A 16191-nucleotide genomic window follows, 5' to 3' on the forward strand; every position below is an offset into this window, starting at 1 on the left:
CTCTCGTTGGCGTGGAGGCTATCGACGCAGTTTTGCCGCGATCAGTCCGCGCAGCGAGTTCCCAACGTAAAGCCGCTTTGCAGCGACAAGATCGTGCAAGGTTAGAACCGCTTCATGCGCCCTGCCTTGGTCCAGCAATTCGCCGCGCAATATGCCTGGCAGCAGACCACAGGCAACCGCAGGCGTGAGCAGTGGGCTGTCATCGCCGGAATCGATGAAAAGATTGGTGATGGTGCCTTCGCAGATTTCACCGCGTTCATTGGCCAGCAACACCTCGTCGGCGTCGGCCGCGGCATATTCTGTACGCGCCTGCTGGTAGATGTCGCGACGGCTGGTCTTGTGGCGCAGCAGGGTGTCCTGGGAGGAGAGTTGCGCCTGCGCCAGTTGCAAGGTCCAGACGGTGCCGACAGACAAGAACTGGAACGGCTGCGCTGTTGCTTCCACACTGCCGCTTGCGGCGAGGGTAAGGCGCACGCGTTGCGCCGCCGACGCGTTTTTGACAGCACTCAGCAATGCGGTGTTTGCGGCGTTGGCGTCGTGGCGGAAACCGAGGGCTTCTGCCGAGGCTCCCAGTCGGGCAAGATGGCGGTCGAGACGCAGGAAGCCGGTTCCAGGCTCCCAGCGCAGTGTCTCGATCAGCGAGATGCCGGGAGCGTTCCCGTCGCGAAGCGGGCTTTCAGCAGGCACTCTTCATACTCCTCCTCCGCCGTGGAATCGAACACAACGCCGCCACCGACATTGTAGACGGCCTCGCCATTGGCAAAGAGCGAGATGGTCCGGATGGCGACCGAAAACCGCATCGTCCCGTTTGGCGCTATCCAGCCGATGGCGCCGCAATAGGCGTCGCGCGGGGTCTGTTCCAGCTCGCGCAGGATTTCCATGGCGCGGATCTTTGGCGCTCCGGTGATCGAGCCGCAGGGAAAGAGGGCGGCAAAAATGTCCCGGATGGTAAGATCGGGCAGCAGCCGGGCCCGCACCGTCGAGACCAATTGATGCACGGTCGGATAGCTCTCGATGCGGAACAGGTCCGGCACATCGAGCGTGCCGACTTCGGAAATCAACGAGATATCGTTGCGCAACAGGTCGACGATCATGCGGTTTTCCGCCTGGTTCTTCTCGTCGTTGCGCAGGAATTCCTTGAGGGCGGCATCCTCCTCCGGCGTGTTGCCGCGCGGCGCTGTGCCCTTCATCGGATGCGTCTCGATCCAGCCGTCGCCGTCCACCTGGAAGAACAGTTCCGGCGAGCGCGACAGCACCGTCGGACCCGCCAGGGAAACGAGCGCGCCATATTTCACCGGCTGGCGCGCAATCAGCGCGTTGAAGGTGTCGAGTGGATCCCCCGACCATTGCGCCTTGACGGGAAAGGTGAGGTTGCCCTGGTAACAATCGCCCTTGCGCAGATGCAGATGCAGCCGTGCAAAGCGCTTTTCATAGTCTTCATAAGACCATTGCGCCCTGGCGTCGAAGATTGGGCCGTTGGTGGCGGGCTCGACCGACGGCAGGATGCGATCGGACGGTCCGTCGAAGACGCCGAGTGCGACCAGCGGTGCACGTCGGCCCTCGGGCAGCAGCGGCTTCAACTTGGACTCGAGCAGATAACCGGCCTCATAGGAAAAATAGCCGGCCAGCCATTTGCCGTGGCGGCGTGCGGTCTCTGCCTGTTCCAGCGCATGTTCGAAATCCTGCGGGCTATCGGCAACGATCAGTGCCGAAGGCTCTTCGAACAGAACGTCGCGACCAGCCGGGTCGTCGCGGAAAAGTGCGAAAGGGGCTGCCGTCAATTTACCGTGTACCCCCAACCCCGTCCCGCTCCGCCATCTTGCGCCTGATCCCGAAAATCGCTTCCGACTTTCAGGTTCGTGCATGAAGCCGAACGCAGGCGCCTTCGAGCAATTCCAGAAAAAGTGTTTAGCGGGTTTTCGTCCGGAATTGCGTAAAAAACAAAGAGTTGGAGCATTCCCGCTTTTGGGAGAAAAGCGGAAATGCGTTAGTCCAGTGCTTCCAATTCGTCGATCAGGTTGGAGATGACGCCGAGCCCGATCTGCCAGAACGCCGGGTCGCTGGCATCCAGGCCGAACGGCTTCAGAAGCTCGGAATGGTGCTTGGTGCCGCCGGCGCGCAGCATGTCGAAGTACTTCTCCTGGAAGCCACGTTCGGCGTTCTGGTAGACCGCATAGAGCGAGTTCACCAGGCAGTCGCCGAAGGCGTAGGCGTAGACGTAGAACGGCGAATGAATGAAGTGCGGGATATAGGTCCAGAAGGTCTCGTAGCCCTCGCGCAGCTTGATCGCCGGCCCCAGGCTCTCGGCCTGCACTTCCAGCCAGAACTTGCCGAGCTGGTCGGAGGTCAGTTCGCCGTTCTTGCGCTCGGTGTGCACCTTGCGCTCGAATTCGTAGAAGGCGATCTGGCGCACGACCGTGTTGATCATGTCCTCCACCTTCTGGGCAAGCATGGCCTTGCGCTCGCGCCGGTCCTCGGTCTTGTCGAGCAAGGAACGGAAGGTCAGCATTTCGCCAAACACCGAGGCGGTTTCCGCCAGGGTGAGCGGTGTGGAGGCCATCAAGGCACCCTGGCCGCCGGCCAGAACCTGATGCACGCCATGGCCGAGTTCGTGCGCGAGCGTCATCACGTCGCGCGGCTTGCCCATGTAGTTCAGCAGCACATAAGGATGCGCGGACGGCACCGTGGGATGCGCAAAGGCGCCGGGCGATTTGCCGGGCCGCACCGGCGCGTCGATCCAGTTGCGGTCGAAAAAGTGGCGCGCAATGTCCGCCATCTCCGGGGAGAAGCGGTGATAGGCTGACAGAACGGTGTTCCTGGCTTCGTCCCACGGTATGGTCGCTTGAGGCGTTTCGGGCAACGGCGCGTTGCGGTCCCAGTGGTTCATCTCGTCCATGCCGAGCCAGCGCGCCTTCATGCGATAATAGCGGTGCGAAAGGCGCGGATACGCATCGCGAACGGCGCTCGCCAGCGCATCCACGACGCTGCGCTCGACGCGGTTGGCGAGATGCCGCGAGTCCGCGATATCCTCGAAACCACGCCAGCGGTCGGAAATCTCCTTGTCCTTGGCCAGGGTGTTGGTGATCAGCGTGAACGCGCGCAGGTTCTTGGCGAAGGTGGCAGCCAGTGCTTCCGAAGCCTGACGGCGGACCGCGCCATCCGCATCCTGCAGCCTGTTCAGCGTCGGTTCCAGAGTGAGCTTTTCGCCATCAATGTCGAAACGCAGTTCCGTCATCGTCTCGTCGAACAGGCGGTTCCAGGCGCCGCGGCCGGTGACCGACTTTTCGTGGAACAACTGCTCGATGCGGTCTTCCAGCTGGAAGGGTTTGTCCTTCCTCAGATCCAGGACCCAGGGCCGGTAGTGGCCGAAAGCCGGGTCGGCATCGAGCGCCTGTTCGATCGCCCGGTCCTCGACGAGGTTCAATTCCAGGCCGAAGAACAGCAGATGCGAAGATGCGTCCGTCATCTTTTCCTGCACGTCGCCGTAAAGCTTCGCACGCTGCGGGTCGGAGGTGTCGCCAGCATAGACAAGGCCGGCATAGGAGACGATCTTGCCGACAAGCTCCTCCAGAGCCTCATAAGCCCTCAGCGCCTCGCCGAGCTTGCCCTCGGCGCCGCGTGCCGCCTCCGCTGCCAGCGTGCCCTTCCAGCGGCTCTCAAAGGCGACCGCATCGGCACCGGCCTTGTCGATGTCGCGCCGCAGTTCCGGGGCATCCATGCCGGGATAGAGGTCGGCAAGATTCCACTCAGGCAGGTTGCCGAGCTCCAGAGCCTTGCGACCGGACTGGGCCGGTGCATGCAGCCGGCCGAAAAAAGTATGCATTTCAACACCTTCCGGAAATGTCGCGCGAAGCCGATCAATTTCTAAGCAATTCGTTCACCGGCTTTTTTGAAAGCTTATTTAGAACCCTGTGCCAAGATGATCCATAGGATAAGGCGCGGAGCAGGGGCGAATTCGCAACACTCATGACAGGTTCGATCCTCATCGTCGATGACGACCCGGTTCAGCGCAGGCTTGTGGAGGCTGCGGTCGGTCGTTTCGGCCATTCAGCACTCACTGCTGAAAACGGCGAAGCCGGCCTTGCCGTCATGGACGGGCCCGATGCACGCGAGGTTTCTGTCGTGGTGCTCGACCTTGCCATGCCCGGCATGGACGGCATTGCGGTCCTGCAGGCCATGCGCGACCGCGACATCCATATCCCTGTCATCGTGCAGACCGCGCAAGGCGGCATCGAGACCGTGGTGAACGCAATGCGTCATGGCGCCTTCGATTTTGTCGTCAAGCCGGCCTCACCGGAGCGCCTGAACGCGGCGATCACCAGTGCGCTCAAGGTGGAGGAGGTCGAGGTCGCGGTGAAGCGATCGTCGCGCCGTCTTGGCCAGACGCTCACTTTCAAGGACCTCGCCACGCGCAGCTCGTCGATGGAGCGAGTGATCCGGCTTGGCCAGAAAGCGGCGGGGTCGTCGATCCCGATCCTGATCGAAGGCGAGTCCGGCGTCGGCAAGGAAATGGTGGCCCGAGCCATCCAGGGCAGCAGCGATCGCAAGTCAAAACCGTTCGTCACCGTCAATTGCGGTGCCATTCCCGATAATCTCGTCGAATCAATCCTGTTCGGTCATGAGAAAGGCTCTTTCACGGGCGCCACCGAAAAGCACACCGGCAAGTTCGTCGAGGCGCATACCGGGACGCTGTTCCTGGACGAAATCGGTGACCTGCCCCTCGATGTACAGGTGAAGCTCCTGCGTGCGGTGCAGGAAGGCGAAGTCGACCCGGTCGGCGCCCGCGCTACCGTCAAGGTCGATATCCGCCTTATCTCGGCTACTCATCGCGATCTGCTGCAGCAGGTGAAGGACAGCCGTTTCCGCGAGGATTTGTTCTATCGGCTCAACGTCTTCCCGATCCTGGTGCCGCCTTTGCGTCGTCGCAAGGAAGACATCCCCTTTCTTGCCCGGCATTTCATGGACAAGGTGTCGCCCGTCGCTCCGCGCCGACGCCTCACCCTATCAGACCCCGCCCTTGCCATGCTCCAGGCCTATGATTGGCCGGGCAATATCCGCCAGCTGGAAAATGCCATCTATCGGGCATCCGTGCTCGTTGAGGGCGAGGTGCTGACCCCGGAGGAGTTTCCGCAGATCCGTGCCCAGGTAGAAGGCACGGTGGTGCTCGAAGCCGCGGCGCCGTCGGTTGTGCCCGATCTGCCCGATGAGATCGAACCAGCACTGCCTCGTGAGCGACCCATTGCCGGGGAGGTCGTCAGCGATCGTATGCCGAGGGTTGAACCAAGGTTCGGCACGCTGACCGCGCTGGACGAACGCGGCAATGTCCGTTCGCTTGCCGCGGTCGAACTGGAGATGATCCGGCTCGCCATCGATCACTACAATGGCCAGATGAGCGAGGTGGCCAGACGGCTTGGCATTGGCCGCTCTACGCTGTACAGAAAACTCAAGGAGTACGGCATTGACCCGGAAACCGGGCGCGCGGAAAAAATGGCTTCCTGAATCCCGCGCAAGCTTCGGGTGAGTTTCCTGGTTTAAACCAGTGGTTTACCACGAGTTGAGGCGCAGCATTTTGGGCGGGATATCGCCATGGTGTTACCGCATTTCAGCTTCAATAAGCGTCGATTAACCATTAGGATCGATTATCGGGTGTGAATCCAACCGCATCCGTTTGATCAAATCCGGGGACAAACGGCAGTCTGCAAGGCCATTTGATTTGAGCAGAATCGAACGACACCAGAACAGGCGTCCATCCTCGTTGAGCGTCTGGCAGAAGTGGCTGACCGGCGCGGTTATGGCTGCGGGGCTGCTGGCCGTCTCGGCAGGAACCGCCAGCGCCGAGGTTCGCGCGCTGAAGCTGCGCAACCTGCACACCGGCGAGGTTGACGAGATCGTCTTCAAGCGGAACGGCCGCTACGACCAGGCTGGCCTCAAGAAACTGAATTTCTTCCTGCGCGACTGGCGTCGCAACGAGCCGACGAAGATGGATCCGCGCCTGATGGATCTGGTGTGGGAAGCCTATCGGCAGAGCGGTTCGCGTGGCTACATCCAGGTGATCTGCGGCTATCGCGCGCCCTCCACCAATGCCATGCTGAAATCGCGCAGCCGCCGCAGCGGCGTTGCCGAGAAAAGCCAGCATATCCTCGGCAAGGCGATGGATTTCTACATCGAAGGCGTGCCGCTGAAGAAGCTGCGCGACATCGGCCTCAAGATGCAGGGCGGCGGCGTCGGCTATTATCCGACTTCCGGCTCGCCTTTCGTGCATATGGACGTCGGCAATGTGCGCCACTGGCCGGGTATCAGCCGCCAGGAACTGGCGCGCCTGTTCCCGAACGGCAAGACGCTGCACGTGCCGAGCGACGGCCGGCCGTTGCCTGGTTATGAGCAGGCGATGGCTTCCTACAAGGCGCGCAAATCCAATGGTACGCCCAACATCGAACTCGCCAGCGCTGGCGGCTCGACCCACAAGTCGGGCGGGTTCCTTGCCGCTTTCTTTGGCGGTGGCGAGGACGAGGAAGACGATTCGGCCGATGTCGCCATGGCGCCGGCGCCCAAGCCGAAGGCCGCGATGAAGCCGGCCGCATCGGCCAAGAGCAGCCTGCCGGGCATCGCCATCGTCTCGCCCGAGAACGCACAGCGCATCGACATGCCGGCCGCTACCGAGCCGGAAGAGCCGCAGATGGCTGAAGAGCCGAAGCAGACACCGGAAACGATCCTTGCCGCATTGCCGGCGCGTTCGGTGCCAGTGCCGGGTGCGGCGCCGCGTCCGAAGGCGGATGTGGGCATTGCAGCAGCGCCGACACCTGAAACCGTTCCGTTCGGTGTCGCCGACGCTTCTGCCGTCGAGCAGGCAGAACAGCCTGTCGTCGTGGCGGCAGCCGCGCCGGTTCCACCGGAAAACGTGCCTTTCGGCATGGCTGATCCCAATGCGCCTGCACCGATTGCCGAAACCACGTCGGTTGCCGGCGTGCAGGCTGTTGCCGGCAATGTTCCGTTGCCGACACGCCGTCCCAAGACGCCTGGCGCAGCTGAGCCCAACCAGGAATCGGTGCTGCTCGCGCTGGCCGATACCGCCAAGCGTGACGGGCAACAGACGGCGACCGACGCGTTGGCCATGCTGCCAACCCAACGTCCTGACGAGGTCAAGGCGGTCCTGGAGCAAGCGTCGACCGACACTTATCAGGTTGCGGCTCTGCCGACCTCGCGTTCGGCTTTCAACGACCCCTCCGGTGTCGATGCGGCAACCCCGCGCGCTGTCGTGGTAAGCCGTCCGGCCGGATCCGACCCGGCTGCGGCGATGGGCGGCAATGTGAAGACGACACGCAAGGCAGCGCGTGCCAATGCGCAGGACGCCAAGCCCGATCACAAGTCGGTGGTTGTTCCGGCGGCGCCAAAAGTGGCGCGCTGGGCCCTCCAGGGCAATGAGCAGATCGCCAAGGTGACTGATTCCACCACGGCGCCGCGCATGGCTTACAACGTGGTTCGCACGGCGCCGAGCGAGGTCTATACGGCCGGCTTCCAGACCGCCAACGAAATGGCGGATTCGAACCGCTTCACCGGGACTGCGGTGAAGTTCATGTCGGTCGCACGCTTCCCGACCAAATAGATCGTGGGGTTCTGAAATGCGAAAACCGCGCCATATGGCGCGGTTTTTGTTTTTGGCATGCTGCAGACGGGCCGGCTGGTTCTACAGCAATTCCAGGAAAAGCGCGCAACGGTTTTCCGTCCGGAATTGCGTAACAACAAAGGGTTAGAGCGTTTCCGTGTTTCCGTTAAAAAACGGAAATGCTCTAGGATTTGCGCAACTTGCTGGCTTCGCGTGCCAGAGCCTCGATACCAGCCCAGTCCCCGGCCTTGACCATCTCGTCGGGCGCAACCCAGGAGCCGCCGACGCAGATCACGTTGGGAAGGCTGAGATAATCGGTTGCGTTCTTGGCGCCGATGCCGCCGGTCGGGCAGAATTTTACATCGGCAATCGGCGAGGCCAATGCCTTTAGAAAGGCTGCCCCACCTGCCTGCTCTGCAGGGAAGAACTTCAGGAAGTCGAGCCCGGCCTCCCGCGCTGCCATGATTTCGCCGGGCGTGATCGCCCCCGGCAGCAGCGGCACCGGGCTGTCAGCGGCGGCGGACAGCAACTGGCTTGTGATGCCGGGGCTGACGATGAATTGCGAGCCGGCCTTGGATGCCTCCTCGAACTGCCGCGCATTCAAGATGGTGCCGGCACCGACGATCGCTTCTTCGACCTCTGCCGCCGCGCGATGGATTGCCTCAAGCGCGGCGTCGGTGCGCAGGGTGATTTCGATCGCCCTGAGACCGCCGCGCGCCAGGGCGCGCGCCAACGGCACCGCGTCCCTGGCGTCGGCAATCTTGATTACGGGGATAACTGGCTGGCCATCGAGCAGCGAAAGAAGTTTCCGGGTTTTGCTGGTCATGACGTCGCGCTTCCTTGCTGTTTTCAATCGATTTAACAGACGGTGTTTTTTGAGTCTACGGTGTCATGATGACACTGTGTTGGAGCGGTTGGCCATCAGCAGGTCAGGCTCGGTGCGACCTGAGAATCGTGCTGACAAGTCGCGCAAGCCAGTTCCAGAAGGAGGACCGGCCCTTGGCTGCCCGCAATGCATGGCCGATTGCTGCCTGGGTAGCCCGACCGGCAATGCCGTCGGCGGCGAGACCATGTTCCTGCTGAAATCTGCGCACAGCGCTGGCCGTGCCGGGACCATAGATGCCATCCGTGTCGACGACGTAGTCCAGGGCAACCAGAGCTTCCTGCAATTCGGTGACCAGTTCACCCCGTGAGCCGATCTTCATCAGCCGGTCGCCAGGCGCGGGTCCCTCCACCTGCTGCCTGTAGGCTTCCGCCAGTTTCAGATGGTAGCCATTCTTGGCGAAGCCGGGGCCATTGTAGCCATGGCCAACGGCTTCCCAATCATGGGCGTTGAGTGCCGTGGCAAGTCCCGATCTGTCGATATAGCGCGCCATCAGCCGGGCCTGGCCGGCGGCTCCGGAGCGTGCTTCTTCGACGAGGCCGTCGACCGTATCGAAGCCCAGCCATTGCCAGTGCGCACCCATGACCTGGCCCAACCCCCAGGAAGTCGATTCATAGGCCGCCTGCCGGTCGATCTCCGCTGCCCGTTCGATGAGCTGCCAGCGCGCAGCCTGGCTGCGCGGATTGGCTATCTCGCCTGCAACGGGAGAGGCAAGACCCGCGGCTCGCGCCGTTTCCCGTCTGTCCTCAGCAAGCCGGCGATCGAAATAATGTCCCTCAAAACGGATCAAGGGTTCGTTGCGTCCGTCGATCCGGGCAAAAACCTGGCCGGCACTTTCAATCTCGGCAATGGCAAGCAGCACCTTGGGCTCCAGCCCGAATTCCCGCGCTGCCTTTTCAATTTCGTCCGCTGTATGCTTGCTGAACATGCGACCCTCACTCCCCGAGACGGGAGCCATTCAAACGACCCTAGCGGCCGCGGATGAACATTTGCGTAATCGGACTATCGCTTGGAGCAGGTGATGCGCCTGTAATCCTTGACCTTTCCGGCCCACATTGAAAATCATCGGGCAAGGCGGTACGGCAGCGGACATGAACCTGTCCGTTTCTCCTTTCCGCGTCGCAGCGCTTTATCGTTTTGTACGTCTCGATGGCTACGAGGCGCTGCGTCAGCCGCTGGCCGCTTTCTGTTGCGGACGTGACATCAAGGGCACGCTGCTTCTAGCACGCGAAGGCATCAATGGCACCGTCGCCGGCCGCGAAGAAGCCATTGCGGAACTCATCACGCATCTGGAGGCGATGCCTGAATTCGCCGGCCTGGAGGTCAAATATTCCGCAGCCGCCGAAATGCCGTTCCATCGCATGAAGGTGCGGCTGAAGCGAGAAATCGTCACCATGGGCGTGGAGGACATCGATCCGCTTCGCGCCGCTGGCAGCTATGTCGACGCGGCCGACTGGAACGCCTTGATCTCCGATCCTGATACGGTCGTCATCGACACACGCAACGACTACGAGGTGACACTGGGCACATTCAAGAACGCCATCGACCCTCACACCAAGAGTTTTCGCGAGTTTCCGCAATGGGCGCGCGAACACAGTGCGGAACTCGAAGGCAAGAAGATCGCCATGTTCTGCACCGGCGGCATACGCTGCGAGAAGGCGACGGCCTATGTTAAGTCGCTCGGCTTTGACGATGTGTTCCATCTCAAGGGCGGCATCCTGAAGTATCTGGAAGATGTGCCGCAGGAAGAGAGCCTCTGGAAGGGCGAGTGTTTCGTTTTCGACGAACGTGTCTCGGTCTCGCATGGGCTCGAAGAAGGGGAGGCGGAGTTGTGCCGGGCTTGCCGGCATCCACTGACCCCTGAGGAGCGGATATCGCAGCAGTATCAGCCAGGTGTCTCCTGCCCGCATTGCTATGAAGCGCGCAGCGATGAGGATCGCGCCCGCTATGCCGAACGTCATCGCCAGGTGGAACTGGCGGACCAGCGCGGCGAGCGCCGGCACATCGGCAGCTAGAAGGGCTTTTATCGCCTGCCTGGCGGGGTCGGGTTTTAGAACGTCATTGTAATGTTGCCTTTGCGCGCCTACCTCTGCGGGGATCAACCGCCGAGCCTAGAGCGGTTCCGTTTTTCACGGGAACGCGGAAACGCTCTAACTTTTGTTTTTACGCAATTCCAACCGCTAAACGCTTTTGTTGGAATTGCTCTAGCTGGAGCCATTGATGTTCGACCCCAAGAAACTGCTCGACGATCTCCTGAGTTCACAGGTTCCCGGAACTACCGGAACGGTGCGCGACAAGGCTGGCCAGGCCGTGCAGATGGCCAAGGACAATCCGCTTGCCGCCGGTGCGCTTGCCGCCGTGCTGCTCGGCACCGGGGCCGGGCGTCAGGTTACCGGTACCGCAGTGAAGCTCGGCGGTCTCGCTGCCATTGGCGGTCTCGCCTACAAGGCGTACCAGAACTACAAGGCCGGCCAGCAGCCGGCCGAAGCCGCGAAGCAGCCGGAACTGCTGCCGCCGCCGGCCGGCGACAGCTTCGATCCGGCGCAGGCGCCGCAAGGCGAGGGTGAGTTCGCGCTCACCATCGTGCGCGCCATGATCGCCGCCGCCAAGGCCGACGGACGCATCGATGAGGAAGAGCGCGGCAAGATCATCGACAAGGTCAGCCTTTCCGGTCTCGGCGCCGAGGCGACGGAGTTCTTGAAGGAAGCCTTGGCCGCGCCAGCCGACGTTGACGCACTCGCCTCGGCTGCCAGGAACGAGGCGCAGAAGATCGAGCTTTACACGGCCTCGCGCCTGGCCATCGAGCCGGACACGCGTGCCGAGCGTGGCTATCTCGACATGCTAGCTGGACGGCTCGGCCTGGACGACAAGCTGGTCGACCATATCGAGGCGACTGTTTCGGCAGCGAAGGAACCCGTGCCGGCATCCGGCGCCAATACCAAGTGGTAGGCGTTGCCACGACTGGGACGGCGTTGCTGTTAACCTTTCGTTAACCAGTCAGGCGCATCATTTTAACTAGTCGGATCGGCTTTCCTCCTCCCAAGCTGGTTCAGATCGGGGCGGTCGCCAATGACCGCCCTTTTTTGTTGCTCCCCAATTATTCCGGCCCTGCTGGCGCTTGTCATCGAAGGCGTCGTTTGCCATGCCTCTTTCTTTCCAGGAGGTCGACATGGCAATCAGAGGCACTGCAATCGTCACGGGCGCTGGCACCGGAATCGGCAGGAGCGTGGCAACAGCGCTGCTGAAGGAGGGCTGGAACACGGTGTTCTGCGGTCGTCGCAAGGCACTGCTGGATGAGGCGATCGCGGGTGCCGGCAAAACCGAGGCTCGTGCACTGGCGGTGGCGTGCGATATCAGCCAACCAGACCAGGTCGAAGCCCTGTTCGAGGAAGCCGTCGCAACCTTCGGGCGTGTTGACCTGCTCTTCAACAATGCGGGCATGGGATACAAGTCGACGCCGATCGATGAAATTCCGGTCGAGGTCTGGAATGACGTCGTGGCGGTCAATCTGACCGGCTCATTCCTGTGCGCTCGCGCGGCCTTTGCCGCCATGCGCCGGCAAGCACCGATGGGCGGCCGCATCATCAACAACGGCTCGGTTTCGGCGCAGGCGCCACGACCGGGTTCCGTGCCATACACGGCCACGAAACACGCGATCAGCGGCCTCACCAAAACACTGGCGCTCGATGGCCGCCCCTTTGACATCGCCTGTGGGCAGATCGATATCGGCAATGCACTGACCGACATGGCCGTGCCGATGACGGTAGGGGTGCCGCAAGCCAATGGTACGATTGCCGCGGAAGCGGTGATGGATGTCGAGCGCGTGGCGGAAGCGGTTGTCTATATGGCCGGCCTGCCGCTCGATGCCAACGTGCTGTTCATGACGGTGATGGCAACCAAGATGCCACTGGTGGGACGGGGTTAGGCACTCTCCGTCCTCGCTCATGAGGGGGGAACGGTCAGCATTCCCCATCCTTGAGCCTGGCGGTCCCTGCCGCGCGGCGTGCGCAGTCATTGCCATAGGTCTTGCCGTCGCATCCGCAGACCGGCCGATATTCCTCCGTGCAGACCTCAGGTCTGGGCATGCAGATCCCCATGCGGTCGGCGCGGCCGCATTGGGTTTCGGCAGGAAATTCGCAGAACTGGCCGGCATCGCAGGTGAGACCCCTTATGCCGCCACAGGCCCTGACCGGCTCGTCGGCAAGGCTGGGAAGGATGGTCGCGCCAAGCAAGGCGAAAGCCGCAAACCCGATGGCGACGATGCGTCTCATGTCGTGGCCTCCTCGGGCTTGGCGTTCGCTGCGAGGAAGCTACCGATGCGCTCCAGCGCGCGAAGAATGTTCTCTTCCGAATTGGCATAGGACAGCCGCATATAGCCTTCGCCGAGCACGCCGAAATCCGGTCCTCCGATCAACGCAACGCCGGCTTGCTCCAGCAGCGCCGTGGCCAGCTTCTTGGCCCCCCAACCGGTGCCCGAGATGTTGGGGAACGCGTAGAAGGCTCCTTTTGGCGCGATACACGAAATACCCGGCAGCGTGTTCAGGCCTTCGACCACCAGCTTGCGACGACGGTCGAAGGCCCGCATCATGGTCGCGACCTCATCCTGAGGTCCATCTATGGCGGCGATGCCGGCATATTGGCTTGGCGCATTCACGCAGGACCAGCAGTTGACCGCAAGCTTGCGCACCTTGTCGTAGAGATGCGCACCCCGCTCCCCGTTCGGCCAGATCGACCAACCCATACGCCAGCCTGTCATGGCCCAGGTCTTCGACCAGCCGTTGAGCACGATCAGCCTGTCGCGGATTGCCGGAAACTGGAGCAGGGACGTGTGTGCCTCGCCGTCATAGGTCATCACGTCATAGATCTCGTCGGAGAGGATGGCGACGTGCGGATGCTTCTCCAGTCCCTTCACCAGTTTCTCGATCTCGGCGCGCGGGGTAACGCCGCCAGTCGGATTGGCCGGTGAATTGAGAATGAGCAGCCGGGTGGCCGGCGTGATCAACGCCAGTGTCTCCTCGGCCGAGAAAGCAAAGCCGTTTTCCTCACGGATCGGCACCGGCACCGGCCGCGCGCCGGTGAATTCGATCATCGACCGGTAGATCGGGAAACCGGGGTCCGGATAAAGAATATCCGTGCCTTGCTCTCCGAACATCAGGATGGCGGCGAACATGGTCGGCTTGCCGCCCGGCAGGATCATCACATTGTCCGGTGAAATTTCGATGCCGGTGGTCGTCAATGTGCGACGCGCGACGGCTTCACGCGTGGGCAGAAGACCGGTGGCGGGCGTGTAGCCATGATGGCCGTCGCGCAGAGCCTTGATCGCCGCCTCGACAATGTGCCCCGGCGTGCGGAAATCCGGCTGACCAATGCCGAGATTGACGATGTCGCGGCCCTGCTGGGCAAGCGCGGTGGCGCGGGCGAGCACGGCGAATGCGTTTTCCTCGCCGAGGCGGTCGAAGGCAGGGATCGTGTGGATCATTTTGTTGGTCCAACTGGCGCTAGTTGCGGGCTGATGTTTTTTGGAAGGGTGGAGAGGCCCTGTCAAATAAGGCGATTTCGAAGAATTATTGCATCGATTTTAGACCAAAGGTCGCATCTGCAGATGGTTTGTGACCACCCATAGATGCAATAATTCTTCGAAATCGCCTAATATGGAGCTGATGGTGACCGAGGACCTGAAGAACTGGCAGCCGCGTCCGCGTCCCGAACGCAAGGTGCTCGAAGGTCGCTATGTACGCCTTGAACCTCTCGATGCCGCTCGCCACGGCGACGGACTTTTCGAAGCGTCTTCCGTGAGCGACGCCGACGCCCGTTTTCGCTGGTTGTCGGAATTCGCACCCGAGAAACGAGAGGACTTTCAGCCATGGCTGGAGAAGGCGGAAGCCAGCGTGGACCCACTCTATTTTGCGGTGATCGACAGGGCGAGCGGCAAGGTCGCCGGACGTCAGACACTGATGCGTATCGAACCTGCCCATGGCGTCATCGAAATCGGCCATATCTATTGGGGGCCACTGGTCGCGCGCAAACCGGCAGCGACGGAGGCACAGTTCCTGTTCGCGCAATACGCTTTCGACGATCTGGGCTATCGGCGCTACGAATGGAAATGCAACAACAACAACGCGCCCTCAAAACGGGCGGCGGAGCGATTCGGTTTTGAGTTCGAGGGTATTTTTCGCCAGAACCTCGTCATCAAGGGTGAGAATCGCGATACAGCGTGGTATTCCATCATCGACAAGGAGTGGCCGGAGCTGAAAAAGGCGTATGAAGCCTGGCTTGATCCGAGCAATTTCGACGACCAAGGCCAGCAAAAGCGCCGTCTGGAGGATTTCCAGGCCTAAATATATTTAGGCTTCCTAATGTGTCTTTGTTAGCCGGGAAATTTTTTTCATGCTTCGGTGCATGACCCTCATCGGATACTTTAATATCCAAATGGATTGAATTAAGTTCGGCGCCCAAAGAGGGGTGACCGATGGGTCGTGAATATCAATCCCACACAGACGGTGACCACGATCACGGTGGTGCAGGACATCAGCACGAAACTTCAGACAAGAAGCGCGTGCTGATTGCTGCAATACTGACCGGTGGATTCATGGTTGCCGAAATAATCGGCGGGATGCTCACGGGTTCTTTGGCACTGCTTGCTGATGCCGGCCACATGTTCACCGACGCCATCGCGCTGGCGCTGGCGTGGTATGCCTTCCATCTCGCCGATAGGCCAGCGACAGGCCGGCACACCTATGGCTATGGCAGGGTCAAGACCCTTGTCGCCTACACCAACGGGCTGGCGATTTTCTTCGTTGCTGTGTGGATCTGCTACGAGGCCTGGCGGCGGTTCCAGGCACCTCCGCCGGTGCTGGGCGGGCCAATGCTCATGGTCGCGCTGCTCGGGCTCGTGGTGAACATCGCAGGCTTCGTCATCCTGCATGGTGGAAGCCGCGAAAGCCTCAACATGCGTGGTGCCATCGTACATGTTCTGGGCGATCTTCTGGGCTCGCTGGCCGCAATCGTTGCAGCGCTGGTCATCATGGCCACCGGCTGGACGCCGATCGACCCGATCCTGTCGGTGCTGGTCGCGGTGCTGATCCTGTCAACTGGCTGGAGCCTGATGCGCGCAGCCGCGCATGTGCTTCTGGAAGGCTCGCCCGCGGGCCTCGATCGCGACATGATCACCCAGGATCTGCAGGCTTCCATCAAAGGCGTCCGTGAAATCCATCATGTCCATCTGTGGTCGATTGACGGCGCCAGCAACATGGCGACGCTGCATGCAAGCCTGATGGATGGGCTGGACGCGCATATTGCCGTGGATGCCATAAAACAGCGCCTGTTCACCCAGCATGGCATCAGCCACGCAACCGTTGAGATCGACTACGACCGCCGTGCCGAAGACGGCCGCGCGCGCGACCAGGTCCGTGGCGTCACATCGCAGCCCAGGCACCTGCATTGAAGCGGCGTCTGTGCTAACCATCCTGTCAGGAAGTGCAGGTGGTCCGGAGTGATGATGAGCCCTGAAAACAAGAGCGCCGCGATCGCTGCGCTGTCGATCATGCTGCTGTTCGGCGTGACCGCTTATTATCTGCCGACCATCATGCTGGCGATCGGCCATTTCTCGACGGTGCTGGCCGGCGCTTTCGCGGTTCTGTTCGTGGCCGCCTTCTTCCTGGTGTTCTGGCTGCGCGGGCGAAGCCGCACGCAAGGGAGGGATTGA

At 61.6% G+C, this 16191-nt stretch carries 15 protein-coding genes; 8 read left to right on the forward strand and 7 right to left on the reverse strand.

The window, feature by feature from the left end; translation table 11 throughout:
• Window positions 1–18: 18 nt before the first annotated feature.
• The 3 genes from ACFWYE_RS29625 to ACFWYE_RS29635 all read right to left on the reverse strand — a co-directional run bounded on the left by ACFWYE_RS29625 (window position 19) and on the right by ACFWYE_RS29635 (window position 3823).
• Entirely contained in the window at window positions 19–687 is a 669-nt protein-coding gene (locus ACFWYE_RS29625) for an aminotransferase class IV family protein (RefSeq protein WP_379115593.1), read from the reverse strand.
• Window positions 636–1781, reverse strand: coding sequence for an aminodeoxychorismate synthase component I (locus ACFWYE_RS29630; RefSeq protein WP_379115594.1), 1146 nt, complete (start codon window positions 1779–1781; stop codon window positions 636–638). The genes ACFWYE_RS29625 and ACFWYE_RS29630 overlap by 52 nt, the downstream gene beginning before the upstream one ends.
• Window positions 1782–1987: 206 nt before the next feature.
• A complete protein-coding gene (locus ACFWYE_RS29635) occupies window positions 1988–3823 on the reverse strand; it encodes a M3 family oligoendopeptidase (RefSeq protein WP_379115595.1) in 1836 nt (611 codons plus the stop codon).
• A 143-nt stretch (window positions 3824–3966) separates the two neighbouring features.
• On the opposite strand from ACFWYE_RS29635, the gene ACFWYE_RS29640 reads away from it, so the two are divergent.
• Window positions 3967–5499 carry a sigma-54-dependent transcriptional regulator gene (locus tag ACFWYE_RS29640; RefSeq protein WP_379115596.1) on the forward strand — a complete coding sequence of 511 codons (1533 nt, stop codon included), beginning with the start codon at window positions 3967–3969 and terminating at the stop codon, window positions 5497–5499.
• A gap of 256 nt (window positions 5500–5755) precedes the next feature.
• Window positions 5756–7603, forward strand: a complete 1848-nt coding sequence (locus tag ACFWYE_RS29645) for a DUF882 domain-containing protein (RefSeq protein WP_379115597.1) — start codon at window positions 5756–5758, stop codon at window positions 7601–7603.
• Window positions 7604–7787: 184 nt separating this feature from the next.
• On the opposite strand, the gene ACFWYE_RS29650 is transcribed toward ACFWYE_RS29645, so the two are convergent.
• On the reverse strand, window positions 7788–8429 hold the full coding sequence (locus ACFWYE_RS29650) for a 2-dehydro-3-deoxy-phosphogluconate aldolase (RefSeq protein ID WP_379115598.1): 642 nt from the start codon (window positions 8427–8429) through the stop codon (window positions 7788–7790).
• A gap of 103 nt (window positions 8430–8532) precedes the next feature.
• The gene (locus ACFWYE_RS29655) at window positions 8533–9414 is read right to left on the reverse strand and encodes an N-acetylmuramidase domain-containing protein (protein ID WP_379115600.1); all 882 of its coding nucleotides are present in this window, start codon (window positions 9412–9414) and stop codon (window positions 8533–8535) included.
• A 163-nt stretch (window positions 9415–9577) separates the two neighbouring features.
• Here ACFWYE_RS29655 and ACFWYE_RS29660 point away from each other — a divergent pair, with 163 nt between their 5' ends.
• The 3 genes from ACFWYE_RS29660 to ACFWYE_RS29670 all read left to right on the forward strand — a co-directional run bounded on the left by ACFWYE_RS29660 (window position 9578) and on the right by ACFWYE_RS29670 (window position 12411).
• Entirely contained in the window at window positions 9578–10501 is a 924-nt protein-coding gene (locus ACFWYE_RS29660) for a rhodanese-related sulfurtransferase (protein WP_379115601.1), read from the forward strand.
• 205 nt (window positions 10502–10706) lie between these two features.
• Window positions 10707–11435 carry a tellurite resistance TerB family protein gene (locus ACFWYE_RS29665; protein WP_379115602.1) on the forward strand — a complete coding sequence of 243 codons (729 nt, stop codon included), beginning with the start codon at window positions 10707–10709 and terminating at the stop codon, window positions 11433–11435.
• 220 nt (window positions 11436–11655) lie between these two features.
• Window positions 11656–12411: an SDR family oxidoreductase gene (locus ACFWYE_RS29670; RefSeq protein ID WP_379115603.1), complete on the forward strand. Its 756-nt coding sequence runs from the start codon at window positions 11656–11658 to the stop codon at window positions 12409–12411.
• 34 nt (window positions 12412–12445) lie between these two features.
• Here ACFWYE_RS29670 and ACFWYE_RS29675 read toward each other — a convergent pair whose 3' ends face one another.
• Window positions 12446–12757, reverse strand: a complete 312-nt coding sequence (locus tag ACFWYE_RS29675; RefSeq protein ID WP_379115604.1) for a Kazal-type serine protease inhibitor family protein — start codon at window positions 12755–12757, stop codon at window positions 12446–12448.
• Window positions 12754–13965 (reverse strand): pyridoxal phosphate-dependent aminotransferase, encoded by a 1212-nt coding sequence (locus ACFWYE_RS29680; protein WP_379115606.1) that lies wholly within the window; start codon window positions 13963–13965, stop codon window positions 12754–12756. Before ACFWYE_RS29680 ends, ACFWYE_RS29675 begins: the two co-directional genes overlap by 4 nt.
• Window positions 13966–14149: 184 nt before the next feature.
• Between ACFWYE_RS29680 and ACFWYE_RS29685 the strand changes: the two genes are divergently transcribed.
• From ACFWYE_RS29685 to ACFWYE_RS29695, 3 genes are all read left to right on the forward strand, one after another.
• A complete protein-coding gene (locus ACFWYE_RS29685; RefSeq protein WP_379115607.1) occupies window positions 14150–14824 on the forward strand; it encodes a GNAT family N-acetyltransferase in 675 nt (224 codons plus the stop codon).
• A gap of 251 nt (window positions 14825–15075) precedes the next feature.
• Entirely contained in the window at window positions 15076–15930 is an 855-nt protein-coding gene (locus ACFWYE_RS29690) for a cation diffusion facilitator family transporter (protein ID WP_379115609.1), read from the forward strand.
• 51 nt (window positions 15931–15981) lie between these two features.
• Window positions 15982–16191 (forward strand): hypothetical protein, encoded by a 210-nt coding sequence (locus ACFWYE_RS29695; RefSeq protein WP_379066919.1) that lies wholly within the window; start codon window positions 15982–15984, stop codon window positions 16189–16191.

Origin of the sequence: Mesorhizobium sp. NPDC059025 (assembly GCF_042739655.1) — a bacterium.
GTDB lineage: Bacteria > Pseudomonadota > Alphaproteobacteria > Rhizobiales > Rhizobiaceae > Mesorhizobium.